Source organism: Acinetobacter sp. YH12140 (genome assembly GCF_013418475.1).
Lineage (GTDB): Bacteria > Pseudomonadota > Gammaproteobacteria > Pseudomonadales > Moraxellaceae > Acinetobacter > Acinetobacter amyesii.
This window is the reverse complement of record NZ_VPBZ01000015.1, coordinates 1-26,449: the sequence shown is the minus strand read 5'-3', so window position 1 is coordinate 26,449 and position 26,449 is coordinate 1. Positions and strand designations below refer to the sequence as shown.

Sequence of the window (26,449 nt, the reverse complement as noted above, 5' to 3'; positions counted from 1 at the left end):
AGTACCAGCGTACGGCCCACAGAATGATGTCACGCTGAAAATGCCGGCCTTTGAATGGGTTCATGTGCAGCTCCATCAGCAAAAGGGGATGATAAGTTTATCACCACCGACTATTTGCAACAGTGCCGAAAAATGAACAATTTCGTAAATTATAAATTTTTAATACCAAAGTTACATGTTATATATGATTAAAAATCATTTAAATGGTACATAATTTTACGAACTTTTAGGCTGTTACTTTAGGGTATACTTTAAAGTTACACAAAACATCTATATGAAGACTAAAGTCCAAATTAGTGTTTATGTTGGTTCAATGTATTACATTTCGTATTTTCTATTTGTAACGTAATTTCAGTAATATTATGATTATGTTTTAGAACTTCTAAGGCCTTTTGATAGAGTTGATCTGTATTGCTATTCGGAGCAACCAAATGAGCAGTTAAATGAATATTTCTTGAGGATATAGCCCAGACTTTCAACTGATGAATCCCTTCAACGCCCTCTAGCTTCAATAAATCATTTCTTAACGACTCAATATCAATCTCATCAGGAACTCCTTCAAGCAGAATATGAATACTTTGTTTTAATAAAATCCAAGTTCGAGGTAAGACCCAGAAGCCAATTAACACAGCGATTACGGTATCAACCCACATCCACTGGGTAAAATAAATAACTATTCCTCCGATAATCACGCCTATCGATCCTAGAGCATCACTAAGAACTTCTAAATATGCACCTTTTATATTTAGACTTCCTTCAGCACTAGCAGAAAGGATTTTCATTGAAATCAAATTTATGACCAAACCAATGACCGCGACAATCATCATTCCAACACTTTGAATTTCAGCAGGATTCGTAAAACGTTGATAAGCTTCATATACAATATATATTGCTACCACAAAAAGCATCACCGCATTAAACAGAGCCGCTAAAATTTCAAATCGCTGATAGCCAAAAGTTCTTTTATCATCTGCGGCTTTTTTACCAATTTTGATAGCGGCAAGAGCAATAGCTAAAGCGGCTACATCAGTAAACATATGAGCTGCATCAGATAACAAAGCCAAACTTTGGGTAATAAAAGCAGCGACAACTTCTACTATTAAAAAAGTAGTCGTTAAACCTAAGGCAACCATTAACTTCTTACTATTTTCTTCAGTAACAACCGCATGGCTATGATCATGATGTTCTGACATAAAATATTTTCCTTATTCTATTTATGATGAGCAGAGATATTGGATAACAGCCAATATCTCTGCTGTAAATCGACTAATCTATTGGATTAAGAAACTTTCTTTTCATTTATCCAACGATAAAGCACGGGTAACAGCACCAAAGTTAGTAATGTTGAAGAGATAATCCCGCCAATCACTACGGTTGCCAGTGGCCGTTGAACCTCAGCCCCTGTTCCGGTTGCCAGCGCCATTGGTACAAAACCCAGTGAAGCCACACAAGCTGTCATCAACACTGGTCTTAAGCGCAAAATAGCCCCTTGCCACACGGCTTTATGCACTGGATATTTGTCCCTTAATTCCTTAATAAAGGTCAGCATTACCAGTCCATTGAGGACTGCAACACCAGATAAGGCAATAAAGCCAATTCCAGCTGACATCGATAATGGAATATCCCTTAGCCAAAGGAACAGCACACCACCGGTCAAGGCAAAGGGTACCCCGGTAAAGACCAATAGACTTTCTTTGACATTGTGAAAGACCGCCATCAGTAAAATAAAGATAGTGATTAAAGCCAGTGGAATCACGATTTGCATCCGTGCTTTGGCTGAAGCCAAATTTTCAAACTGACCGCCATATTCTATCCAATAACCACTTGGCAAAGTGTATGCTTTGAGCTGTGTCTGTACATCAGAAACAAAAGACCCTAAATCACGCCCTTCAACATTCGTTGTAACCACAACTCGGCGTTTACCATTTTCTCGACTGACTTGGTTGATTCCTTCAATGGTCGAGACTTGCGCGACATCCGACAATAAAATACTGCCACCATTTGGAAGCTGAATAGGTAACTGGGAAACAGATGCGACACTACGGTCTTGCTCTCCAAGACGGATAACAAAATCAAAACGACGATCGCCTTCTAAAATCTCTCCCACGCTTTGTCCACCAATACTGGTTGCCACAAGGTCTTGAATTGAACGCACACTCAAACCATATTGTGCAGCCAAAGTTTTATTTACCTCGACATTCAGTAATGGCAAACCTGAGGTCTGCTCAACTTTCACGGCACTGCTACCCGATATTTGCTGAATGATTTTGGAGATTTTAGTCGCCTCAGTATTGAGGACATTCATATCATCACCGAAGATTTTCACACCAACATCACTACGCACACCTGAGATCAATTCATTAAATCGGAGTTCAATCGGTTGTGAAAATTCACTATTATTGCCTGGAATCGTGGCTAAATACGTCACCATACGGCCACGTAATTCATCTAAACTTTCTTTAGGATTTGGCCATTCTGAACGAGGCTTTAACATGATATAGCCATCTGAAATATTGGGTGGCATGACATCTGTTGCAACCTCGGCTGTACCCGTTCTGGCAAATACTGCCTTAATTTCAGGGAAACTCTTTAAAAGAAGTTTTTCAGTATTCTCCTGAATACGTAAAGACTCTTCTAAGCCTGTACTTGGTGAACGTAACTGTTGTACCGCAAAGTCTCCTTCACTGAGCTGTGGTGCAAATTCACTGCCGAGTTTGGTACTGATAAATCCCGTAATCACTAATACACACAGTGCAAAAGTCAGCACAACTGCTTTGTATTGATACGAAATATCAAGAGTTTGCTGATATTTAGCTTTTAGCCATAACATCCAACGACTTTCTTTTTCTTGAATATCGCCTTTGACCCACAATGCCACAGCAGCAGGCACAAAGGTGATCGATAAAATAATGGCTGCAACAAGGGCGAGTACCACTGTCAATGCCATCGGATGGAACATTTTTGCTTCCACACCACTTAAAGCAAAAATCGGCAAATACACCACCAAAATAATAAGCTGACCAAAAATAAGAGGACGACGTGCTTGGCGGGCAGCCAGAAAAACTTCCTTAAAGCGTTCACTTTGTGTGAGAGGTCGTTTTAACAGTTGCTGTGTATGGGCTAAACGCCGGATACAGTTTTCGACAATCACCACAGCACCATCGACAATGATGCCGAAATCGAGTGCACCTAAACTCATCAGATTGGCACTGATATTTTTCTGTGCCATCCCGGTTAAGGTAAACAGCATAGAGAGTGGAATGACACAGGCAGTAATCAAGGCAGCACGGATATTCCCTAAAAACAGGAACAGAATGATGATGACCAGGATTGCTCCCTCTACCAAGTTTTTCTGAACGGTTTTAATCGCCTTCTCAACCAAGGTAGTACGGTCGTACACCGTTTCAATCACTACCCCTTTAGGCAAACTATTCTGAATATCTTGAAGCTTGGCATCCACAGCTTTAGAAACAGTCCGGCTATTTCCACCCATCGCCATCATGGCAACCCCTAAAACGGTTTCTTTGCCGTTATAGGTTGCCCCACCGGTTCTTAAATCATGCCCAATAGAGACTTGCGCAATATCACCAACCCGAATTGGGCTGCCATTTGGGCTACCCAGCATGGTGTTCTCAATATCAGAAAGCCCATTGAATGCACCCGGTACACGTACCGTCAGTTGCTGACCATTGTCTTCAATATAACCTGCACCTCGGTTCTCATTATTTTGCGCTAAAGCCTGTTGCAGTTGTTCTAATGAGATATTCAGTTGCTGCATCCGGTTTAAATCGGGAGAGACCACATAGGTTTTTTCAAAACCACCAATACTGTTGACCTCTGCAACTCCCTTAACACGTTGCAGTTGAGGACGCACAATCCAGTCCTGAATCTCACGCAAATCCATCGGCGTGTATGCAGTTCCATCCGGCTTTTTCGCATTCGGATCTGCCTTCAGTACCCATTGATAAATCTCACCGAGACCCGTAGAAACGGGGGACATCGTCGGTGCGATTTGTGCAGGCAACTCAGATTGCGCCTCCTGTATCCGTTGGTTAATCTGCTGACGGGCCCAATAAATATCAGTCCCATCTTTAAAGACAATGGTGACTTGAGAGAGTCCATAACGGGATATGGAACGGGTAAGCTCCAGATCCGGAATGCCAGCCATGGCATTTTCAATGGGATAGGTAATCCGCTGTTCGACTTCAAGCGCAGTAAAACCCTTGGCTTGAGTATTAATCTGGACTTGGGTATTGGTAATATCGGGTACAGCATCAATCGGGAGTTTCTGATAGCTATACACCCCGACCGCAATCCAGGTACAGACAAAGAGCAACACCCAAATCGCATTTTGTATGGAAAACTGAATGATTCGTTCGAATAAACCTTCTGGTTTTGGCAGATCAGAATTAATGTTCATGGCCTGCCTCGTCTTTTTCTAATTCAGATTTCAACAAGAAACTGCCTTGAGCGATATACTTCTGCCCTTCAGTCAGCCCAGAAATCACTTCAAGCCATTGTCCATCACTTGAAGCCTGCCCCAATTGCACTTTCTGTGCTTTTAAGTGGACTTGACCTTTTTGTTCTGAATCTACGATGAAAATACTGTCTTCACCTTCAATACTTTGCAGCGCAGACTTTTGAATCCGAAGGGCTGATTTTGCTGTAGCTTCCGGAATCAACACTCTCACTAACACATTAGAACGCAACTCAGTAGCTTGCGCATCGAGTTTTGCGCGCACCACCAGACGCCCTGTTTGTACATCTGCCTGAGAGGTTAAGCTTTGTACAGTAGCTTTATAGATTTGATCTGAATCATTCACTTTAAAGTCAATTTTTTGCCCGGCTTGCAGTTGACCTGAGAATTGATTCGGCAAATTAAACTCAAGCCATAAATCTTTCAGCTGTTCAATGACAAAGAGCTGATTAGCCAGTTGCACATTTTCACCGACCACAATATCTTTTTGACTGATCACCCCAGAGATCGGTGCTTTAATCAGAAAACGCCCATTGTTATTGCCACTTGCACCTAATGCATTTAAACGTGCTTGTGAGGACTGGACAGTAATCTGCGCTTGACGGTAGGCATTTTCGGCACGCTGGTAATCCTGTTTGGCAGAAATCCCCTGTGACCAGAGTTGCTGTTCGCGCTGGTAATCTTTACGGGCCAAATCCAGATTCACCTGTGCCATACGCAGATTTGCCTGTTGGTCGATCAGTTCAGGCACGATTAGTACAGCCAGCGTTTGTCCTTTTTGCACGCTCTGTCCTAAAGCCACATTGACCTGCTCGACATGACCACTAAAATTAGGCGATATATGCGCTTGTTGATCGGTATTCACCACCAATTTACCTGGCAGGGTTGTCAGCTTTTCAACCAATCCTGTGGATGCAACAGCAACTTTTAAACCTTGTTCAACCATTTGTTGGCTGGTCAGTTGTATTTCGCCTTCTTCAGCATGTCCTTCTTCAGAACTATCTTCATCAGAATGTTCGGCATTTCCCTCATCATGACCATGCCCCTCAGATTCAGTTTTTTTTGAACTTAACCAAATAACCAGACTGACCAAGACCGTAATCAGAATCAAAATTGCAATCATGAGAGACTGGGATATTTTTCCGTTTTGCTTGGCGTTCATTTTATCGTGCTCCCCCATTGATTAAATTTTGCGATGCTTCGACTGCCTTTTTATTCAGTTGTGTATAGGCATCCGAACGGCTAATTTCTTCATAACTTGTGCCAATACTGAGTGCCTCAGCTGCGAGGGCAGTTTGCCAAGCTTGACGTAGAATTTGTAATTGACCCAATCGAAGATTCTGCAGTTGGGTGGTTGCTTGCTGAACGTCGGTAATGGACAGTTTCCCTGCCTGAAACCCTTGTAAAGTACGGCTCTGAACTTTGGTCGCCAAAGTAACTTGTGCTGTTGTGGCATCGAACTGGCTACGTAAACCTTTGAGCTGATGCATGCTGTTGGCAATATTGAGTATTTGTTGCTTCAGCTCACGCTGCTGCTGTTGGTTCAGCAATATTTGCTGTTGCTGGACCATCGGGATCGCATATTGCTGGCGGTTGAAAATATTCAGTGGAATAGCCACGCCGATTGCCAAAGTCGTATCGTTGCTTTCATTAGGGGTTTTGCTACGTTTCATGCCTACATTTAAAGTCGGATTGGGACGTGCCTGAATTCTTAAATTTTCAATTTGATGATCCGATTGCTGAATGTTCAAGGCATAGAATTTTTCTAGCCACCCTTCAGCAATATACCGTTGCACAGTTTGGAGACTTTGCTCTGGCCAAGGGATAGCGGTTTTATTCAATTGAAGATGTGAAGATGTTTCTCCCCCCCACAAATTAGACAGCTGACGACCGGCAGCTTGTTTATTCAGCATCGCTTGCTGATAAAGTCGTTGGATTTCTAGCGCTTCAATTTGGGTACGCTCAAAATCAACCAGGGCAATACTGCCTGCCTGATAGCGTTTCTGGGCACTGTCCAGATTGGCTTTACTTGTTTTTAACTGTACTGAATAAGCAGACTGCTCAACCTCAGCAAGTGCAAATTGCGACCATGCAAATTTAACAATCAGTTGGCTTTGTGCCTTCCATAATTGCTGTTGCAATTGGATTTGTTGATTCGAGGTATTGGCAATCACCCGGTTCAGCTTACGCTGACCAAATAGATCTAGAGGTTGACTAACGCCAACATTGAATTCCTGTTCTTGACCTGAGCCAAAGCCAGACTGTTCTAAACTTATACTTGGATTCTGCCATAACCGACTTTGCTGAATATTCAATTCAGATATTTGCTGAACTTGTTGCCACAGCTTGTCTTGAGTCTGGTAACTTTGTACTTTTGCTAAAGCGGATTCAAAGCTGGTAACGTTTTCAGCATAGCTATATTGCATAGCCGCTGCACATATACAAGCAACCAAGCTATGACGCAAGAGTATAATTGATTGTGAAGACATGATTTTTCCCACTTATTTAAATAATAAAAGTGGTGGGAATGTTTTAGGCTACCCCACCATGAGCGGGGAAAATTCGGGAGGTGGGCTTTGTTGAAACAGGTCAGGAGCCTGATAGCTGTTTTTCCAATGAAATTGTGGATTCACTTTAACTTCAGAGCTTGGAGGAAACACATCTACTTTTTCATTTTGTACAATCAAATGCGTCATCGATGGTAGATGATCTTGATGATCTTCACCGATTTCTAAATCGCTACTGAATGTTTTTATGTTTTCTGACTGTCCATTATGATCGTGTTGACGACTATCGCTGGCACACAAGGTATTTTGGTGATGACCAAAATGATAACTCTGCTGTGATTGAGGCTGTTGTTCATGGACACAAAAGGCCGCCGCCACATTCCAAAAGCTTTGGAACATGAACAATCCAACCAAGACTGTAATCCATGTAGTAGAACGCATCATCATAACAATCGAAAAATTTGTACCAAGTATAAGGCTTAGAGCCACTCCAAGGTCAAGCTTAATAAATTAAATTAAACATTCAATGAACACTGAATAGCCGGCACTTTTGCAAATTTACCTTGTCTCTATAAGCTCACATCAATTTCAGGTAAGAATAACAATAGATAGTGAACCGTACCGGGTTTGTCGGAGACTTTTTATTTAAGTTAGGCCACCTGACCTAACGGGTTAATCTTATCATTGTACATTGCTTCAAACTCAAAAGGCGATACATTGTCAACGGCATTCTAAAATTGACCCCTTTTACCTTACAAATGGCAAAGTAAAATTGCCCCCTGAAATCAGAGAAAGAGCGGTTCAATTATTGATTGAATCTGAAAAAGATTATCCTTCTACTTGGGCAGCAATCACAGCTATTGATCCTAAAATCGGTTGTACTCCTGAAACATTGCGTGTTTGGTATCAAAAATATTTAGATCAACAAAATCCTGTCAAAGTACAACAGATATCTGATCAAGAAAAAATGAAGGGTAATCCCCCCTAAAATACTAGCTCTTTAAAAGAGGCAGTATTATGCTTTTACAACATGGTGTTTAACTTGAGAAACTGAATTTAAAACAATCTACTGTAACTCTTCCAGACAGATATGAAATTAATCCACCCCTAGCCCCTTAAACACAGCATCTACCGGATCTGCATAAAAGCTGGTCTGGAACTTGGTAAACAGTTCCACAGGAATCGTTGGGATATCTGCCGCACTACTCATTGGCAAAGCAACCTTCTTGGCACCCGCATCAAAAGCAACTTGCAGACATTCGGCAATACTTTCCACCGGTGTCACTGAACCACCCAAGCTCATATCACCCAGTACCACCATCTGACTTTGAACCGATCGTCCTAAGAGGCCAGAAGCGAAAGCCACTAAACTTGGCAGAGCAAGATGGCTGAGCGGCCCGGTATTCTGTAATTCAACCACATGTAAGTGGAAGTCATGTTCCAGCACCTTACTGCCACCCGATATTCTGGATGCATTGGCCTTGAAGTAGTCAAATGCGATCTTGACCTGCTCCTTGGCACTGCTTGAATTCCATAAGCCTGATGTCGCCAATTTTCCAGAACCTTTGGTCACTTGAAGTTCTAAGCGGTATAACCCCGGCATGCCTTTATTACTGAGCCCGATGGTATATAAGAAACCTGGCTTGGCTGGACCTTCGGGAATCAGTCCGCCACCACCCTGCTCTTTGACTGAGACAAAATGTTCTTCTAAGGTGTCATTGTCGATATAGCTGAAATGAACGTCATAGAATTCCATACCACCAATTTTCTTCAGCTGCTCTTTGACCCGACGGCGTACCTGCAGCGCATATTCCAGACACTGGCGTACATCTTCTTTATTAAACTGACCGTGTGGGTAGAGCAACTTCATCAATCCAGAAACCGTCTTGCGAACGGCAATCACATCGCGCTGATTCAGGTTATTTCCGAGTTTGAAGTACTTCTCAATGGCATCCGCAAAACTACGCTTACGCATTTCCCGGAAGAATTCAGCCAGATAATCAACGATTAGACCATAACGGTTGGTAAAGAATTCCGGACGCATTTTTGGAATTTCCCAACCTGGAATATAGGCATGAAAACGATCGAAGAATGCCGAATCGATCATGGCTTCAGGGAAAGGTGCCAAGAGATGGCTGGTTTTTACCAACGATTCGACGCTTTGGTTAATATTACCCACAAAAACCATTGAAGCAGATGCTTCCATCTGTTCCCGGCCACGGGCAAAAGATCCCGATGCCATGTAGTCTTTCATGATCTGAACGCCATCTTTGTCCTTAAAGGAAATACCGGCAACTTCATCAAAGGCCACCACATCCCACAACCCCACCAGACCAATACGGCGGCTACTCATGTTATAGAACAGATTGGCGACAGTCGTTTGCCCACCCGAGACTAAAATACTGTTCGGTGAACACTCTTTGTAAATATGGCTTTTCCCGGTACCGCGTGGTCCAAGTTCACAGACGTTATAGTTATTTTCAACGAACGGAACCATACGCGCTAATAGGTGCCATTGCACATCCTCTTTTAGCGAAGCCGGTTCCATGCCGATCGAACGGATTAAACTCTCGCGCCACTGATCCGTGCTTAATGCTGCTCTGCCACTGAAAAGTTCATCCATATTCATATTCGGCATCTGAATCGGCTTGAGTAAGCTGACACCAAATGGCGAGCTGGTCTGTCCTTCTTCAAAATAATAACTGAGCGTAGCAATGACCCAGATACCACCAACAAGTAATTTTTCATACTCTTTGACGATGCCTGCCGAGATTTCGGCATCTTTGATGCCCAGATTACTAAATGATGCTTCGTATTTGTCCTTACGCTCATTCAGCTTTACGGTCACCCGATCAATGACCTTATAACTGCCCCGTTCACGGACCAGGGATTTCACCTTCTCAGCTTCATCAGGACGGACGTAGTTCTCAGCCAGTACGGTCTTTACGTTACGTAGTCCCTGCTCAATGATCTCAGGATCATCCGAGGCACAATACATCCCTAGCAGGTATTCGAGTACATAGACAGGAACGTTAGCCCCTTCTTTGATCAGTTTAGTCAGATCCTTACGTACCACCCGCCCAGCAAAGTGTTCATTCAGCAGCTGATCCAGTTCTTTATCGTTAGCAGATTCCATGTAGGCTACGCTCTATCGTTAATTCGTTATTAGAAGAAGTCATCGGTAAATGCCAAATCAATGGTGACCTTATAGCGCTGCACTTCGATATTTAGGTCTTTGTCCTTCAGTACCAGGAAGTAATCTTTCTTACGGTCAAAATCAGTACCGGACAATGACAGTCTGACCTGTTTTACCCGTTCCGCAACAGAGTCGGTACTGCTATCAAAGGTCAGAGTTTCTTCACTGGAAACTTTGACATCCCCATCATAAATGGCAATCGATAGGGTTACTGGCATAACCAGCTCACTGACAGCTTCGGTTTGCATCAAATCAAACTTCTGGATGTTATTGACCATCTTCAGCGTGGATTTTGTAGAAATGACCTCAACTTTACGCTTGGTCCGCTGTCCAGCCTTTTCACCACGTAGCTGTTTTACCGTCAGTACCGGCACCACAATTTCCTGAGGCATGATGCCACCATGCACGAAACGTGAGCCTCCTACAAAATGGAAACGGTTCGCCCCTTTTGGAATCCAAAAATCAGTCGCAGATAATGTGCCTGCCGTAGCTTGGGTTGAGCCTTTCCAGGCTTCCTTACTCTCTGGCAAACCATGCCCAATCACATAGCGTTTCTTGCTCTTCAATGCATTGGTCGGTTTTTCAGTCAAGCTTGAACGATCCGCAGATTCCAGTTTACTTTGCTGGAACAAGAAGCCATGGTCGGCTGTAATCAACAGGGTGGAAATATTGAAGTGCATTAAAATTTTACGGCTGAGTTCAGTCAGCTCTTCAATAGCATGTTCCACCGCCATAAAGGTCTCAGATTCTGTAGAGGCACTGTCTCCCCGAGCATCAATCACGTTGTGATAAACGTAAATCAAATCATGGTCTTTAAGTGCTTCACGGCCTTCATCACGCGACCAACCTTTTACCGTTTCAGCGGTAACCGCCAATCCATTATAGGCAGCCAGAATTTTGGATCGTGCTGCAGTCCCTTTGCTGGACTGCCCATCTACTAAAACATCATCACCTGCGGCCTCTTTGTACTCCAAAGTCTGATGCGGCAACAACGAGGCCATGCCAAGTGTGGTGTAACTTGGGACAACGCCCAGCTGTGAAGACAAGGTCGCTTCAGAATAACGCTTTTCATTGATACGATCACGCAGCTCTACCGCAGCTTCATAACGGAAAGCATCACTGATAATCACCACAATACGGCGTTTCGTTGCGGAACTGAGTAAGGGTCTAACGTGAGTATCGTAGAAGTTCTGCTGATTTGGGATATCTGCCATTTTCCAGACATTCAAGCGTTGCTCAGCTTCAATCCGCTCGCCCCAGTTGCGTGCCAAGTGGTCAATAAACCAGTAGGAATAGCAATTTTCCACTTCTTCATCGAGTTTTTTCAGGATATCGACATGAGCGCGTTGAGAAGCAGCACTGTAGTGGCGATAGGCCATATCAAAGCGATACAACTCCTGCTCGTAGGCTTTATACAAAGCTTCACTGGAGTCGAAATAGAAACCGGCATCAAACTGCTGTCGCAGGCTAAACAGCTCAATGGCTGCCTGCAACGCTGTATAGACAGTACGATATTTACGGCGTGTTGCATCATCCTTATGTTTGGAAGCCCAATAGCCATCCAGACGGGTAGAAATAATCGTTCTGAAATGTTCCAGTTCAGCTTTGGCTGCTGCAGGGATATGACTGGCCAGATCAATAATGATCTTTTGTTCAATCACTTCAAAGGTCATGACATCGAGCAGCTGCTCCAGATCAAAGGCCCCGACCTTCTCCTGGATCCGCAGTGCATTGGCCACGGTCTGGGAGAGTGTATCGAAGGTTGGGTAGTATTTAGAACTGTCTCTCCAGCGCGACAAAAAGGCTCTAGCCGTCGCACGGGAGCTGACGGATGACATCACCAGTTCTTGAGCCCATAGCGGTATATCGCCCAGGCTTTCACAGAAACCTGTAGTCATCAAACGGATAAAGAACGTACCGAGCTTGAATGGTGCTTCCCCATTCAATTCTTCAACCGATGCTGGATAACCAATTTCCGCCTGTAATGCGGTGACCAAAGCTGGCACCAGTTGGAATTTTTCCAGTTCAGCAAAGGAGTCTGGATTGACTTCCAGAGCCAGGTTCTGCTGTACCATTTCATCTGCCAGTGCCAGAACGATATGCATCAGCTCGGCACTATCAGCCTTGACCACAGCCGCAATCATGGCCATGTCCAGATCCTGTTCATCTGCATCAGGCTGGATATAGCGTTTCAATGTACTCAGACGGGCTTTGGCTTTAAGGAATTCTTCACGTTTGGCCAGATGTTCTCTTAGACTCTGCTGCTGTAAACCCAGCTCATTGAAGATAATTGAGAAACGATCGGCATAAAAGCTACGTGAATACAGCTTGATGTCCAGTAACCAGTCTTTTTCGGTTTCAGGCTCAGGACTTGGAAAATACAGCAAGTATTTGCCCTCCTGATCCTCAAGTTCCAGTTTAATCTTGATCGCCAAACTCGATTCTTCTGCCATATTCAGAATCTGGACATCTTTCAGTTTTAACGCCTGTATTTCATCACTGAAAGATTGTTCCGCATCGTACCAGAAGACAATCCGGTGATTTTCATGAAAGAAAGCCTGCTCTAAGCCTTGCTGAAGTTGACTTAAATTCATTGCAGCACCTGCGAATCCACTTCTTTTTGCTTTTGTTCCCATCTATCCAATAAATAGGCAATTTTAGGATGGGCATCTTGTGAATTTTGCAAAATATCTTGTTCAATTGCTTTTAGTTGTTGACCAGCACCTTCAACAGTCCATGAAGGACTTTCAAAAATACTGACGAGATCAAATACTTTGTGCCCATCAAATGCTGAAAAAATAGCTTTTAAAGCTGGGTGACTTTCACTAGATTTACTTAAAAGGTTATAAGCATTATCTGCGATAACAACTCGTGGATAAATCGCTAGTTTAGATTCCAAAGAATAGGCTTCATTCATAGCAGGACCAAATAATGCTCCACCTTCTTCATGAATGAGCCGTCCTAGAGCAATTCCTCCACGCAAAATCATACCTAAATCATAAAAGAACATAAGTTTTATTGTATAAATACATTCTAATAATAAAATACAAGATGCTGAATTATTACTTGGGCAAGAAATAACAAATGAATCAGAAAATTGAGTGATCTTTAAAGGAAAAGACTCTGAAAACTGTTCTACAACATTGTCACCAAATACGTCACCTGCAGGTTTTACTGTATTTTTCTCATCCAAAGTAAAAAAGGGGATGTTTCCATAAACTCTCTTTTTTAGTGAGCTCTCTTTTAGATCATGAATTAAATCATACAAAGCTTTACATATTTCATTATTTTTAATCGACTGGTCTATGGCTGATTTAAATCCTAATAAATCGATAAAACAAACCAGATGTTCTTGATAATCTATGCTCATTCCCCACTCCCCCCAGTAATGTCCTTCACATTCGCCAACAAGTCGCCAAACTTGCCATAGTTCACTTTCACCCCATCATCTAGATCCAGTGATATACGCTGATCGGCATAATGACGTAGTTTTTCTTCAAAAGTACTCAGCTCAGCCTGTTGCTTATGCAAGTTTTGTAGCTCTTTCTCTTTGCGTTTGATTTCAGCAGCTGAATCACTGTTTTCGATTTCACTTTGCAAAGAATTAACCATAGCCGCCATTTTTGAAATCAGTGGCATGACATATTCGGTACGCATACGTGCCAAAGTACTTTCGTTATAGCGGTGCAAGTACACCAACGCCTGGAAAGCCCCCTGTTTACCACTGCTAAATAACCAGTAAATCGGGCGCTTTTTATAGGTTTGCATGTGGTCTTTATAGAACTTACTCGCTAGGTAACGGCGAATCGTATCTTCAGCAGTTTCGTTGGCTTTTTTATCCAAGCTTTCTGCAAGCCACTGCATATTGGCATCCAGCGTGTCTTTACCCCAAACCGCAGTTAAGAACTCTCGAATACGATGTGTAGCATCATCTTCAAACCAGTGCATTTCGGTCAATGGAATAATACCGTCTGCATCGGCTGGAAATGTTTGATAACGGCTAGCATCAAAGTCTTGATTACCTGCATGGGCATAGATCAGACCTGGTTCATCCAGACTATAACGCCCCATCATGCAGCCAAGTGCATAAGAGACTAAACGCTGGCTGTCTTTTTCACGGTCGGCACGAGTTAAAGTGATCTGTTCATCTGGTACGTCTGGTGTAAGTTCATCCTGTAATCCATAAGCATCAATAAACAGTTTATTGTTTTCTTCTTCCAAGCGTTTCATTTCAGCCACGGCGGCAGCATTTTGCTGTTGCCATGTATTAAATGCTTGTTCGAGGTTTAGCTGCCCCGTACGGATAATTGGGTTTTGAGTAAAGTCCCATGAAGTTTCGTAGGAGTCCCAGTCTAATTTTGCAATTTTGATACACTTTTTGGAGTTATTAGCAACCGAAATAATATTTTGAATGAAAGGAACTTTTCTCAATGGTCCTTCATGATAATCAATAGTTGGGCTTAATGCTTTTAGAAAAAATTGAACTACTTTTGTATTTAAATATCCTAAAAGATAATATACATCAATTGATTCTTTAGGAAAGCAAATTGAACCTTTGGTCTCAAAAATAGAATTATTGGAATATCTAAAAGAAATTAATGCATTACTTAAAGTTGACCATGTTGCTCCCTCGCGAAAATAAAATTCACGTGATGGTAGATGATTCCCCATATTTGATAAATCATCATAACTTTTAGAATCGAATTTAATAAGAAAGTCATTATTACCATACCATCTTCTGTAAGATCCCCCTTTTGTAACAGGAAACCAAATTCCTGTTACACCTTTCTGATAGGAAGTAAAACTTTCAACATTTTTATTAATTTCTTTCTGCCCAACCTCATGCCAAAGTCTTAGAAATCTTTCATTATTACCTGTCGCTAAACCTTGCCTAGGTTCTGCAAAATCATTTAATAAATTATTTTCGTAAGCATCAAATACTCTTGGACTAGACCAATATGCTAATGGACTTCCTGGAATTTTTTTAAAATTATTTTGATCTCTATCAAAAATTATCTGAGAAGTTCTACTTAAGAAAATTTTATTTTTATCTGCAGTCTGTGGTGCATTATTTAGATTAACATAATTACCTTTAATGGATTTTATGTTTGTCTTTAAAATTGAAAAGCCACATGCTTGAGCCACCTTTGAATTAAGTTCAGGAAAACTATTATACCCAATTTGGATAAGCGAAATAACGCTCCGATCCTGTAACATTTTTTCACGCATCGCTTCATAAGAGGATAAAAACATCCAGTTTTGCATGGTCACCATGCTGTTAAAACCACTGTCTTTACACCATGCAAAGCCGCGCTCTATAAACATGGCGAACAAGTCTGATTTACTGTCAGGAAACTTTTTTTGGGCGAAGTTTTTTAAAAGCTTAATACCGGAGCCTCCCATATACGGCGGGTTGGCAATCACAGCATCATATTGCTTAGCGAGTAATTTAGCTTGCTGTACTAAAGGTAACAGCTCCTGCGCTGACTGCTGTGCAAAAATATCCCCTGACTCTGACGCTGTATTCAGCTTGCTTTCTAAATCAGGCAGCTTTTTAGCAAATGCTACAGGGATTTGAATCAAAGAACCAAAGGTTGAGGCATGTTCAAACAAGTCCAACAGTTCTTTTAAATCTGTCTGTGCAATACCAGTACTTGCCAAGTCCTGACTGAATGCATCCAAACGTTCCGGCTGACTATCCTGTAACGCAATAATATTCAGCCTCGGTGGACTGCTAAATAAACGGCGGTCGTCCTCACGCGCTTTCATCAATAGCGCAAAACTGGCGAGCTGTGCGGCACGGGTATCAATATCAATGCCGTAGAGGTTGTTTTCCAGAATCAAACGTGGAATATCTCGGCTACGGTAGCCACGCTCTAAGTAAATTGCTTTTAAGCAATCATAGGCTTCCACCAGAATATGCCCCGAACCACAGGCTGGATCCAGCACCGTAATACTTTCAGGGTTTAAAGTATCGCCATCTTCACTGATCCGCACATCAATCAGTTGTTTTAACTGTGCATTGACTTCATCGCTTTGCTCAGCCGGCTGAATATAGTATTCCCACCCACTGGCAAGCATACTTTCCGGCTGTGCCATCATCCATAGACGACCAACACTGTTTTGCACCAGATATTTCACAATCCAGTTTGGGGTGAATAACTGTGTCGCGGCAGGAATGTCCTCACTCTTGACGACTTTACCAATCACCTGATCTTTCTTTTCAGAAATATAGAACTGATACAGCCAACCAATAATCTGCACATCCGACCAGTCTTCTTCCGGAATGCTGCTGACCAGATCACGGATCAACGAATCGGTTTTGGTCAGGTTATCCGGTAACAGTAGTTCAGACTCATCAGAAACCTGTTCAAACAAGAGTGGCATGACCTGATTCAACGCATGACACTGAGCCAGTAACAGTTCCCGATACAGCTCTTCGTCTTTATTGCCATCCAGCTTCAGTTCAGCCACACGGCTGGCATCTAAACCTGGTAGGTCAATATCCAGACATTCTTCCAAAATCTGTGGCAAGCCTGCACTACCATCGGCACTACTGAGTACACGGCGACCATGATCCAGTAAGCCTTTGCACTCCATGTAACGAATCGCACAAAGACGGTTAAACCAGCTATAAGCGATATAATCAATGGTTTGCTCAAAACTGCTGGTTTGAATGCGTTTGATCAGCTTGTCACGTGGTTTCATGACTGATAGCGGAAAAACCTGATCGCCAATCAGCAACAAGTCGCCTTTCTGTTCTGCCGGTAAAATGCTGTCTGCGGTGATGCCGTATTTGGCGGCCTGCTTGCGCATGGCTGCGATAAAATCGTTACGTGCTTGCGGTGCGTATTTTTTAATATTGCTGGTGTTCATAGTTCAACCTTAAATGAATTACTGATGCTGATATCCCTAAGCCCTGTTAGCGGATACGCACACGCTTTTTATCACTCACGATTTTTTTCAGTTCAGCTTTGAGTGCATCTACAAACTGATCCACTGACTCTTCTGTTTCCAGATAGACACTGCTGGAGGTTTTGCTGTAAATGCTAGCAACATCGACTTCCACCACCGGTTTCGGTGGCACTACGGCTGTCACAGTCTGTACCGGACTCGCAGCAGGTGTTGATGTAGCTGGGCTGGAGGTGGTTGCAGTGTTGGTTACACTCTCTGCTTTGCTCTGAGCCAGTTGTGCCGCTTTGGCCTGACGCTGGATTTCCGCCTGAACTTCGCTTTCCAACTCATACAAGGCTTCATCAAAACGCTCCACGGCGGTTTGGGTTTGCAGCATATAGATGGTGGACAGGCTAGTTTCCACTTCAATATCCGTTTTCAGCAGTTGTAGTGGGCGTAATAGCTTGTTACTCAGCTCAGCGCTAGCGATGCCACTGTTTTTAATCTCGGCTTCTAACTGTTTGATCTTGTCATCAATGTGTTCTATCGCCTGATTGCGCTTCTCAGTCAGCAATTGCTCATTGACGCTTTCCACTGTACGAACCAAATCAGCGACTTTATTTAACAGGCCATAGGGCGATTCAAGAGTGGCAATACGATGTAATTCAGACAGGGCTTTTTTTGCCACCTCATCACTGCCCAGCGCCTGTTTGTTTTTCTCAAAATGACGTAAGGCCTGTTGCAGTTGTTGCCAGCTCGGCATCTGGTTAGTGAAGAACTCATGAATATCACGATAATCTTCTTCCAGATCCAGATAGTCGTCCTTGTTCTCAACCACGGCCTTAAAGAAATCGAAGCTGTCGCTATTCGCCAGCAGACGTTCCAAAGTCAGAATCGATTTTTCAATCACTTTCTTGCCCGGGAACTGTCCGACATCAGTTTTACTCTTATACGACTTAAAGTTGGCTAACCAAGCCTTAAAATGCTGCAAATAGAATTCAAATAGCTCTTTCTCAGTCGCTGGTCCCATGGCCGAGAACAGTTCTTGGGTCAGTTGGCGTGCCTGTTTCAATACCTGATCATCAGTCTGGCGTTTTTTAATGATCGACACATCACGGCGGCGGCGGCTGTTTTGTAAAGGCTCAAAGGCATCTTTTAACTGTAAGCTGCCGCCATTTAACTGCAGAGAAATCCGCCCCATCGCAGCCAGCTGACCCACCAATAGTAAAATCTCGGCATCTGGCCAGCCATAAGGACGTTTGGCAAAACGATCCACCACATCTGACACCAGAATACGTTCGGTACCGGTTGAACGCAGCGAGATGTACTGTTCGACATCCTGTAGGGCTTTCGGGTTCGTCTGACCGCCATCCAGAGACAATCCGAGCTGCGCCATATCATCCACAGTCAAAACAGCGTTCAGTTCACGCCAGGCATCCTGCTGATAGACTTGCAGATAGCTCAGTTTGGTATAAGTGTTTTCCAGCAAATAACGACAAGCCTCATCCAGCTTGGTGGTTGGACTTGAAGATGAAAGTTGTAAATGTTGACCCAAGGCATAACTTTCCGCATCCAACAACATTTCTTCGACCCGGGCACGCAGGCGTTTTTTACGCTCCTGATTCTCACGGCCACGGTCTGCCAGAATACGGGAAATATCGGACTGAGTGCCATCATCATTTAAGCGGATGAATTTATTGGTTTTCAGCCAGGTGCGCAGTTCATTAAAGAACTGTTTATCGTCTGCCAGTTTAAACAGCACTTGTCCTTCGGTCTGAGTACTTTTACCAATACAGTAAGCTTCAGTGTAGAGGTTGTATTCCGTATCCAGTGGAGAAATGATTTCAACTTTCAAATCGCTCTCATACTTGCCATCCAGGCTATGGCTATCTAGGAAACGACCAATCTGATAGTCCATCTTGTTGGCTTGATGGCGGTATTTGTTCTGATCCCGCAGTAAATCTTTAAAGATCAGATTGGCTAACTCTTTATTTTCTTCTGAAGCTGCTAAGTCTGTGGCTTTAATTTTGCGGGTAATATCACGTTCTTCATTGGTCAGGAACAGGAACTCATCGCCATTACGAGTAATCAGGCTCTCTTTTTCCAGACGCAGCAGGCTTTCTTCAATGCGCTTGCGTAATGCCAGTTTGTCTTCGTCAATTTTCTCAATCGACAAAGTCACCAGGTTATCCAAGGTCCCTTTGATGATATCGACATAGCGGATCATAAACAGGGTACGCAGCATCTGCACATCAAAACCATCCAGGGTCTTATTCTGCCCTGCCTGGTCGATGGTACGCTTCACTGCTGTATCCAGGAAGCCTTCCACTGAAGTATAGAAGCGGTGGAAAGGAACCAGTGCCCCGACTTCATCTGTGGCAATCGCATTCGCGGCCATCTGGAACGCATCCAACATGGACCGTTCACCATAGGCCAAGTGTGCACCAGTCGCACCGACCTTACGGATTTCTTCAAAAACTTTTTGCACCAACTGGAAGTGATACGGCGCAAAAGGATAGTTATGGATAAAGCTGTCTGGACCCTCATAGTTCTTGAGGGTCGGGCCTGAACGGTCAAAGGTAATCTGGTTTTTGAGAATATCACCCTTTTGCTCAAACACCGATCTGAGCAATGCTTCTGCTTCTGGGGTTTTACGTAATAAACGTTTCTGGATGACTTCATCGGTATTTGAACTGGACAGCGATAACCGGGTTTTAAAACGTCCAGCAATCTTGGAGAAATCATTGGCTTTGGAAGAAGACATCTCACCTAAAACAGCATCGATGTCTGCCTGTGAGGTGACGATAATCCAAGCGCGGCCTTTACAGATCGTACCCAGATTTTCAGTAATGGTTTGTAGTGTCAGCATCAAGCGGGTATCGCTGCCAATAAACTGCCCCACTTCATCCACCAGGAACAATATCCGTTGCTGTGGTCCTTTGCTGTCCAGGTATTCTTTCACCCACTGACAGAAGTTTTCGACCGAAACACTAAAGGTCTGCTCAGAATCCTCAAACCATTTATGCGCAGCTTCAGCAGATAAGTTGAGGGCTTGGGAAATCGCGGTTTCAACATCATCCTGATAGAACTGATAGCCGTCACGCTCCTCTAGCCAGGACATGCCGCTGGATTCCTCAAACGCCTGTTTAAAGCGTTCGTAGACACCTTTCTGGCTCAGGTGACGTTCCATATGGGCAATATGTGGATGGTCAGCACTAAAACCCTGATACTCGTTAAACACACGTAAAAACACATTCAGGATTGGATTGCCATCATCATTGGAGCTGGCTTTACTGTCGATGTTAAACAGGATGACATCGGCATGATGGCTGACCGCCTTGCCAATATCGGCACGGATAAATGCATCGCGGATTTTAGTTTCATCAAAGAATTCTGCAGCACTGCGTTCGTTACCTTGCGCATCGCGTGCCACTTTATTGGCCAGAATATACGACAAGGTTTTCAGAAAATGTGATTTACCTGAACCAAAGAAGCCTGAAATCCATACGCCGACTCGGTTAGCAATCGAAGGATCGCTTAGGTCTGTGCCATAAGACTGGAAAAAGTCCCGAAAATGTTTTTCCAGTTCATTGGTGACCACATACTCATCGAGTTCCTGATAAACCGTAGTATTGTCATTCTGGTCTGCTTTTACGACCCCGTTAATCGCACGATCTAATGGCTTATAAAAAAGTTCTTTAATGTTCATCTCAATCAATTCCCCCGAATTCTTATTTCTATTTGCCGTGTTAAGGCACTAATCTGAATGCTCTGTAGTAATTATTGCTTGGAATTTTTCCAAATAAACTCATCGCTTGACCGTCGTAATAGCCTGGGTAAAACAGCACCACTGGCTTATGCCCCAGTAACGAATGCAAACTATTTAATAAGTGATGGGCACGTAACAGTGGCCAAACCGACCCTACCCCAGTCATCAACACAATATCTTGCGCATTGGTGGCATATTTACTCACCAGATAGGGCGCGAACTTATCCATATGCAGTGGGCCTTTCAGCGCTTTGAGCAGCGCATCATCGCCTTTGGCTTTTTGCATTTGAATGGCTTTATCGATGAAGTTACGCTCAGCCAGATAATCCACCACGGCTTGCAGCAGGTTGATATTCACCACCTTCAGCTGACTGTGTTTTTTCTCCAGCATCCCGTCTAGAAAATGCAGATATTCGCGCACTTTCAACTCATCTTCAGGTGCATAATCAAAAATCCAGAAGCCAATTTCATTGCCCAGTCCTTGCCCGGTGAGAAACTCGGTGGAAAGAATTCGCTCTGGAATCTGATTTAGACGCTCATGTATTTTTTGATTCATTGCTGCCCCTCTACAACTACCGCGTCCATAGCGACACTTCCATAGATCTTTTAATGCGTTGTTTATAATGTTCTTCCAACAGGCTACGCAGCTCTGCTCTGACGATCACACGCTGCAACTCCAACTTACGGGTACTTTTTAAGTAACCGGCTTCTGCCAGCATGCGAAATACCACCTGCCCCATTTTTTTCTTGCTGGACTCTTTCCAATCACAGATATCAAGATCGCGTTGTGAACGCTCATCCAGAAAATCTGACCAGATATAACTGTCCAGGTATTGAGCCTGAGAGATATAGGCCTCTCTCATCACCGTTTCCATAAACTCAAGCAGCAACAGGTTGCGTTCCAATGCGCCACAAAAAGCCACCTGGGTCGCCAGCTCATCATCCCCATCACGCAAAGCTTTCCAGAAATCAGGCTCTAAGCGCTCCAGACGCTTACGAATAGCGGTGGCATTGCGTTGAGCTGAGGCTGCGGTTCTTTTTTGCAGAATATTGTCAACCTGAATGGCCTGATGCCATTGTTCTGGAGTCGCCTCTCGTAATAACAGATCCGCGATCAGCCGGCTTTCACGCACCATCAGTGAGCCACCAATTAGGTCACTGTCATAATGAAATTGTTCTAACATAGCCAATCTCCTATGAAGCTTGATCAAACAGGTAAGACGACAGCTTTTCGATATCTGAACCTTGTAACACCAAGGGATATTTCAAGGCATCTTCCGCCTCAGCCAGCGTGATCGCGGCCTGATAGCGCTGCAAGGTATAGTGAGCCAGGGCTTTTTTCACCGGAATCTGTAATCTGCCATCAGGCATGCCGAAGTCTTTTTCGACCAGCGCTTTTTGAGCTTCATTCAATTTTGGATTAGGGATCAGCGTCAGTAGAATTTCTTCATGCCATTGCTGATCTTGAGCAGGGTCTACTGACTCAATCGCCACCACAACAGGTGTACGATCAATTCTGGAGAGTAAAAAGTCCTTAAACTGCTTGCTCTGATGGCAATAGGCACGGACATGCCAGCGAAAACCGGTATACACCAGGGTGTGTGGGGAAATGATGCGTTCATGCCACTGCGGATTCTGCATCGAGGCATAAATCATTTTTAAAGTGTTTTGGTTTCGGCAGGCACGCAAAACTTCCCGAATCACTTCAGGACGTACACTGCGATCAGGTAATTGAACTGCTGCAAGATTCGGTTCTGGCATCGCAATCAGGGCATGCGATTCACTAACCAAACCTGACAACATATTGAGATATTCATTGATATGCGCTGTAGTCAGTACAGGCTGGAAGCTGGCCTTAGGCACATAACCCTTGACGGAGGGGTCATGAATCAAGGCATCTGGGTTATACAGCGTATTGTAACGCTTGATATCCGCAGAAGCCTGCTGTCGACTGAGCCCAAACCAGCTCATTAAACGATTGGTAACCAAACGACCTTCCCAGTAAGCAAGCAGCTCGATCGCTCGCATTCGTAGCAGGACTTCATGCTTATCTGTCGTCATATACCAATCAGTCAATAAATAGCAGCTTTAAGATTACCCTACAGCAAATATACAGTAAACATTTTTGACGGTATTTAAAGGTAGTATTGCAATCACCAGATAAAAAATATACTAATATCGTGATGATAGCTGTCAAAGTAAGATCTCTAGCAGATCATGGATCCTGGTGTAGAGCGTAAATTGAGCTAAATTTTAGAATGAGAGCAATATGGGTTTTAGATTTCGTAAAAGTATTAAATTATTCCCGGGTTTTAAAATTAATCTGACCCATAAAGGCATCAGCAGTGCCAGCATTGGCAAACCTGGTGCTTCTCTAAATATTGGGAAAAAAGGTACGCGAACCAGTGTCGGTATTCCAGGTACGGGACTATCTTACTCTAAACACCAGCCTTACTCTAAAAAGACCCGTGTTCCACAACCGACATCGCTAGAACACACGGAATATAATCCTCAGAATTTAGAACAACCGAAGGCAAAGATATGGCCTTGGATTATTTTTGGAATATTGTGTTTTATGGTGGGTGCCGTCATTTTTTAGCAAGAACAGCATTGTATTTTAATCAAAAAAAAATGCCCAGATGGATGAATGGGCAAACTAAGGAATTAATATCCTTCAGAAACTCCAGCGCAATTCTCGCTACTTTCAGTAAGCGACTCTGGCTCAATCATGATATTCTGACTCAATCGAGTCGAGGTAAATCGATCCATCACAATTGGAGCAGAAATTATGCTTCAATACATTCTTGAATGATGCTGAAAAGTCTTTGATTTTTAATTAATAAATAAGATTATCCATGTCTACCCTCAACTTTACTTATTTTCAGATAGCAACCAATCGAGAGCACTCATTTTTACAATACCATTATAATTCGCTTCAGTCCCTATCGTGTCTAAGGTAAGCAAATACTTGGGATACGAATCAGAAATTTTCTGTAATGGACGTAACTCTCGGCTGAGTGTCTCCTCATTGAGCGTTTCTAATGCCACCTGATAATAAGTTAAATTCTGTAAAGTATCGACAGCAACAAAATCAATTTCATATTCATCAACCCGCCCTACATAGACCGTATAACCTCGTCTGACAAGCTCAAGATAAATCACATTTTCTAAGATATGACCTTGATCAGCATTAGCATCAGGCAACATAATCCGGCGCAATCCGACATCAACTAAATAGTATTTTTCAGAGGATTGTAATAACTCACGCCCACGTACTTTAAATTGTGCGGCACTATAAAATAGCAAACTGTCCTGTAAGCCCTGAATATAGCGTTTTACTGTTTCAAATGAGATTTTAACCCCGCTTGAAACAAAGGTATTTTTAATTTTATTGATGGAAATGGGTGAGCCTGTCACGCTTGCCAAATATCTTGCGACACGCTCGAGAGAGTTAATATCAGCAGTATTCAAACGAGGAATAACATCTTTAAACATTACACTGGCATAGACCGCTTGCAAGTAATCATAGGTTTCCTGCTGGCTAGTCATGGCAAGCGTATAAGGGAAACTACTGCGCGTATACATGGCATACAAATCACGATTGGATAATTGTTGGATGATCGGATTATTTTCAATATGCCACTGTTTAAATTCTTGGAATGACAGAGGTAGAACGTGTTGCTCGATATAGCGTCCTGTAAGTAAAGTCGCAAGTTCTCCACTTAGAAAGAATGCATTTGAGCCTGTAATATATAAATCGATATAATCCCGAACATATAAGGAGTCGACTACTTTCTCAAAATTGGTAACATGTTGTATTTCATCTAAAAAAACATAGTTTTTTTTGCTTTTATCAACTTTAGACAGTACATAATCATGTAGTTTACGGTAATCTGTGAGTTCTTCAAATTCCATAAATTCGAAATTGATAGCAATGATGTTTTCGGCTTGTACACCCTGTGCTTTTAGGTCTTGTTGAAACATCGCTAACAAGGTGGATTTTCCAGAGCGACGCACACCTGAAAGTACTTTAATGACATCACGGTCTTGCCATGTATTCAGAAATTTTAAGTAGCCATCACGTCGAATATTAGCGCTTCTCATTATTTACACTTAGAATCTAAAGTTTTAATAAATTCTATCAAATTTTAGAATGTATATGTAAATATATTTAGTTTTAAGAAAAGTTTAAAGGTTAAGTGAAACATTCAAAGCTGCTGTAGAAGCATGTAAACATGCAGATCTGATCAAAATCCAAATTCTGTCTTTTTGATTATTTTCCATGTCATGTTATGTCATTTATGCTACGAGTTAACTGTTATATAAATTAAGTGAAAAGTAAATGGAACTAAGTTGTTAACTAGAGTGGAACTCATTTTTGTTGTGCTGATGGTCTCAGCCTTAATCCTAATTGCTTATGAAATGCTAAAAGGTTTATTTTAGAGCATCTATACAATTTTTGATCAAAAAAAGCCCACAGAGGGAATCTATGGGCGAAACTAAGGACCTTGACGGTCATTCAGAAACTACAGCTAGTTTCTGGTTGTGATTCTGGACTGAATTAAAAATAACCATATTGGCTGAATGTATCAAAAGTTAAATCATGTGATTAATCATTGATACTTCTGCAAAAATGAGCTCATCGCTCTGTTGATTAATACAGTAATTCACCAAACAAATCCGCTCTAATCTCTTCCAGGCTCAGATCTGATTTCATCCTATTACAGATGGGATGAACCAGCAGACCATTCTCTAGAACACCTTGCCCACCTACGGCTTTGGCAATCCGATGATCCGATTCAGTAGAATCAAGATAGATCAATCCATCACAAATGAGGCAAAAGTTATGATTACCCACCAGAAAATTGTGCTTAAGCAGACTCTTGGTTAATGCCGAAAAGGCCTTGGGCTTTGACCGAGAAATTGGACTAATCGACTCCACATATCCCACTCTATTGTAAACAAGACATTTTTATCTTTTATATTCAATGGCTTATTTTCCTGCTAATTGGTAATACCATGAAAAATACCATGCTCAGAAAAGGCTTAACAATATTTTGAAAAATTGCCTACTGAGCGCTGCCGCACAGCTCCATAGGCCGCTTTCCTGGCTTTGCTTCCAGATGTATGCTATTCTGCTCCTGCAGCTAATGGATCACCGCAAACAGGTTACTCGCCTGGGGATTCCCTTTCGACCCGAGCATCCGTATGAGACTCATGCTCGATTATTATACTCTGTACACGACAAATTTCACAGAACCCTTATCCTATCAGGATTCTGCTTTCTTAAAATTGCCAAAATTTCCTTAAACTCTTCTTTTTTCCCAAAACCAATTAAACGCTGAATCGCCATTTGAACATAGTCTAAACCATAGCGAAATAAACTCATTGAGAGTCGTCCATGCTTCTTTATTTTTATCGCTTTTTTTTGATTATGTTGCCATTCACCCGTTAAGTAACACCAACAGAAGCTTATAGTTAACACCGCAATCAATTTTTTCACTCGTCTAGGGTCTGTCAAGCGCGTATTTTCAAGATTAAACCCGCGTCCTTTGAGACAACTGAATAAGGTTTCAATTTCCCAGCGTAATGCATAATCCTGAATA

16 protein-coding genes and 2 pseudogenes are annotated in these 26,449 nt (G+C 42.7%); 2 read left to right on the top strand and 16 right to left on the bottom strand.

Translation table 11 applies throughout. The features are described from left to right. Positions 1 to 293: 293 nt before the first annotated feature. The 5 genes from FTU75_RS17370 to FTU75_RS17350 form a co-directional block, all read right to left on the bottom strand. Positions 294 to 1,193, bottom strand: coding sequence for a cation diffusion facilitator family transporter (locus FTU75_RS17370; RefSeq protein ID WP_005028603.1), 900 nt, complete (start codon positions 1,191 to 1,193; stop codon positions 294 to 296). Between the two features lie 86 nt (positions 1,194 to 1,279). Then, a complete protein-coding gene (locus tag FTU75_RS17365; protein WP_016658776.1) occupies positions 1,280 to 4,420 on the bottom strand; it encodes an efflux RND transporter permease subunit in 3,141 nt (1,046 codons plus the stop codon). Beyond that, complete coding sequence (locus FTU75_RS17360) at positions 4,410 to 5,639, bottom strand: efflux RND transporter periplasmic adaptor subunit (RefSeq protein WP_016658777.1); 1,230 nt, start codon at positions 5,637 to 5,639, stop codon at positions 4,410 to 4,412. The genes FTU75_RS17365 and FTU75_RS17360 overlap by 11 nt, the downstream gene beginning before the upstream one ends. A 1-nt stretch (position 5,640) precedes the next feature. Continuing rightward, positions 5,641 to 6,966 (bottom strand): TolC family protein, encoded by a 1,326-nt coding sequence (locus tag FTU75_RS17355; protein WP_035269736.1) that lies wholly within the window; start codon positions 6,964 to 6,966, stop codon positions 5,641 to 5,643. 48 nt (positions 6,967 to 7,014) lie between these two features. Beyond that, positions 7,015 to 7,431, bottom strand: coding sequence for a cation efflux protein, CzcI-like (locus FTU75_RS17350; protein ID WP_257223833.1), 417 nt, complete (start codon positions 7,429 to 7,431; stop codon positions 7,015 to 7,017). A 289-nt stretch (positions 7,432 to 7,720) separates the two neighbouring features. Between FTU75_RS17350 and FTU75_RS17345 the strand changes: the two are divergent. Next, positions 7,721 to 7,957: pseudogene (locus FTU75_RS17345) on the top strand (hypothetical protein); the annotation flags it as partial. 123 nt (positions 7,958 to 8,080) lie between these two features. On the opposite strand, the gene brxL reads toward FTU75_RS17345, so the two are convergent. From brxL to FTU75_RS17305, 8 genes are read right to left on the bottom strand one after another with little or no spacing between them, the layout of a single operon-like run. Further along, positions 8,081 to 10,120 (bottom strand): protease Lon-related BREX system protein BrxL, encoded by a 2,040-nt coding sequence (gene brxL / locus FTU75_RS17340; protein ID WP_005021615.1) that lies wholly within the window; start codon positions 10,118 to 10,120, stop codon positions 8,081 to 8,083. Positions 10,121 to 10,149: 29 nt separating this feature from the next. Continuing rightward, positions 10,150 to 12,774, bottom strand: coding sequence for a BREX-1 system phosphatase PglZ type A (gene pglZ, locus FTU75_RS17335; protein WP_180052743.1), 2,625 nt, complete (start codon positions 12,772 to 12,774; stop codon positions 10,150 to 10,152). Next, positions 12,771 to 13,550, bottom strand: coding sequence for a hypothetical protein (locus FTU75_RS17330; protein WP_180052744.1), 780 nt, complete (start codon positions 13,548 to 13,550; stop codon positions 12,771 to 12,773). Before FTU75_RS17330 ends, pglZ begins: the two co-directional genes overlap by 4 nt. After that, the gene (pglX, locus tag FTU75_RS17325) at positions 13,547 to 17,056 is read right to left on the bottom strand and encodes a BREX-1 system adenine-specific DNA-methyltransferase PglX (RefSeq protein WP_180052745.1); all 3,510 of its coding nucleotides are present in this window, start codon (positions 17,054 to 17,056) and stop codon (positions 13,547 to 13,549) included. Before pglX ends, FTU75_RS17330 begins: the two co-directional genes overlap by 4 nt. A 46-nt stretch (positions 17,057 to 17,102) precedes the next feature. Beyond that, the gene (gene brxC, locus FTU75_RS17320; RefSeq protein WP_180052746.1) at positions 17,103 to 20,783 is read right to left on the bottom strand and encodes a BREX system P-loop protein BrxC; all 3,681 of its coding nucleotides are present in this window, start codon (positions 20,781 to 20,783) and stop codon (positions 17,103 to 17,105) included. A gap of 40 nt (positions 20,784 to 20,823) precedes the next feature. Beyond that, positions 20,824 to 21,399 carry a DUF1788 domain-containing protein gene (locus tag FTU75_RS17315; protein ID WP_136143646.1) on the bottom strand — a complete coding sequence of 192 codons (576 nt, stop codon included), beginning with the start codon at positions 21,397 to 21,399 and terminating at the stop codon, positions 20,824 to 20,826. 16 nt (positions 21,400 to 21,415) lie between these two features. Beyond that, positions 21,416 to 22,027, bottom strand: a complete 612-nt coding sequence (locus FTU75_RS17310) for a DUF1819 family protein (RefSeq protein WP_136143647.1) — start codon at positions 22,025 to 22,027, stop codon at positions 21,416 to 21,418. A 10-nt stretch (positions 22,028 to 22,037) separates the two neighbouring features. Beyond that, on the bottom strand, positions 22,038 to 22,904 hold the full coding sequence (locus tag FTU75_RS17305) for a WYL domain-containing protein (protein WP_180052747.1): 867 nt from the start codon (positions 22,902 to 22,904) through the stop codon (positions 22,038 to 22,040). Between the two features lie 208 nt (positions 22,905 to 23,112). Here FTU75_RS17305 and FTU75_RS17300 point away from each other — a divergent pair, with 208 nt between their 5' ends. Then, entirely contained in the window at positions 23,113 to 23,442 is a 330-nt protein-coding gene (locus FTU75_RS17300; protein WP_005403805.1) for a DUF4236 domain-containing protein, read from the top strand. Positions 23,443 to 23,714: 272 nt separating this feature from the next. On the opposite strand, the gene FTU75_RS17295 is transcribed toward FTU75_RS17300, so the two are convergent. The 3 genes and pseudogenes from FTU75_RS17295 to FTU75_RS17285 all read right to left on the bottom strand — a co-directional run. Beyond that, positions 23,715 to 24,947 carry an ATP-binding protein gene (locus FTU75_RS17295; protein WP_001255534.1) on the bottom strand — a complete coding sequence of 411 codons (1,233 nt, stop codon included), beginning with the start codon at positions 24,945 to 24,947 and terminating at the stop codon, positions 23,715 to 23,717. Between the two features lie 550 nt (positions 24,948 to 25,497). Further along, positions 25,498 to 25,809: pseudogene (locus tag FTU75_RS17290) on the bottom strand (HNH endonuclease signature motif containing protein); the annotation flags it as partial. 285 nt (positions 25,810 to 26,094) lie between these two features. Beyond that, positions 26,095 to 26,449: transposase (locus tag FTU75_RS17285; protein WP_180116559.1), on the bottom strand; the 355-nt coding region annotated here is incomplete at its 5' end.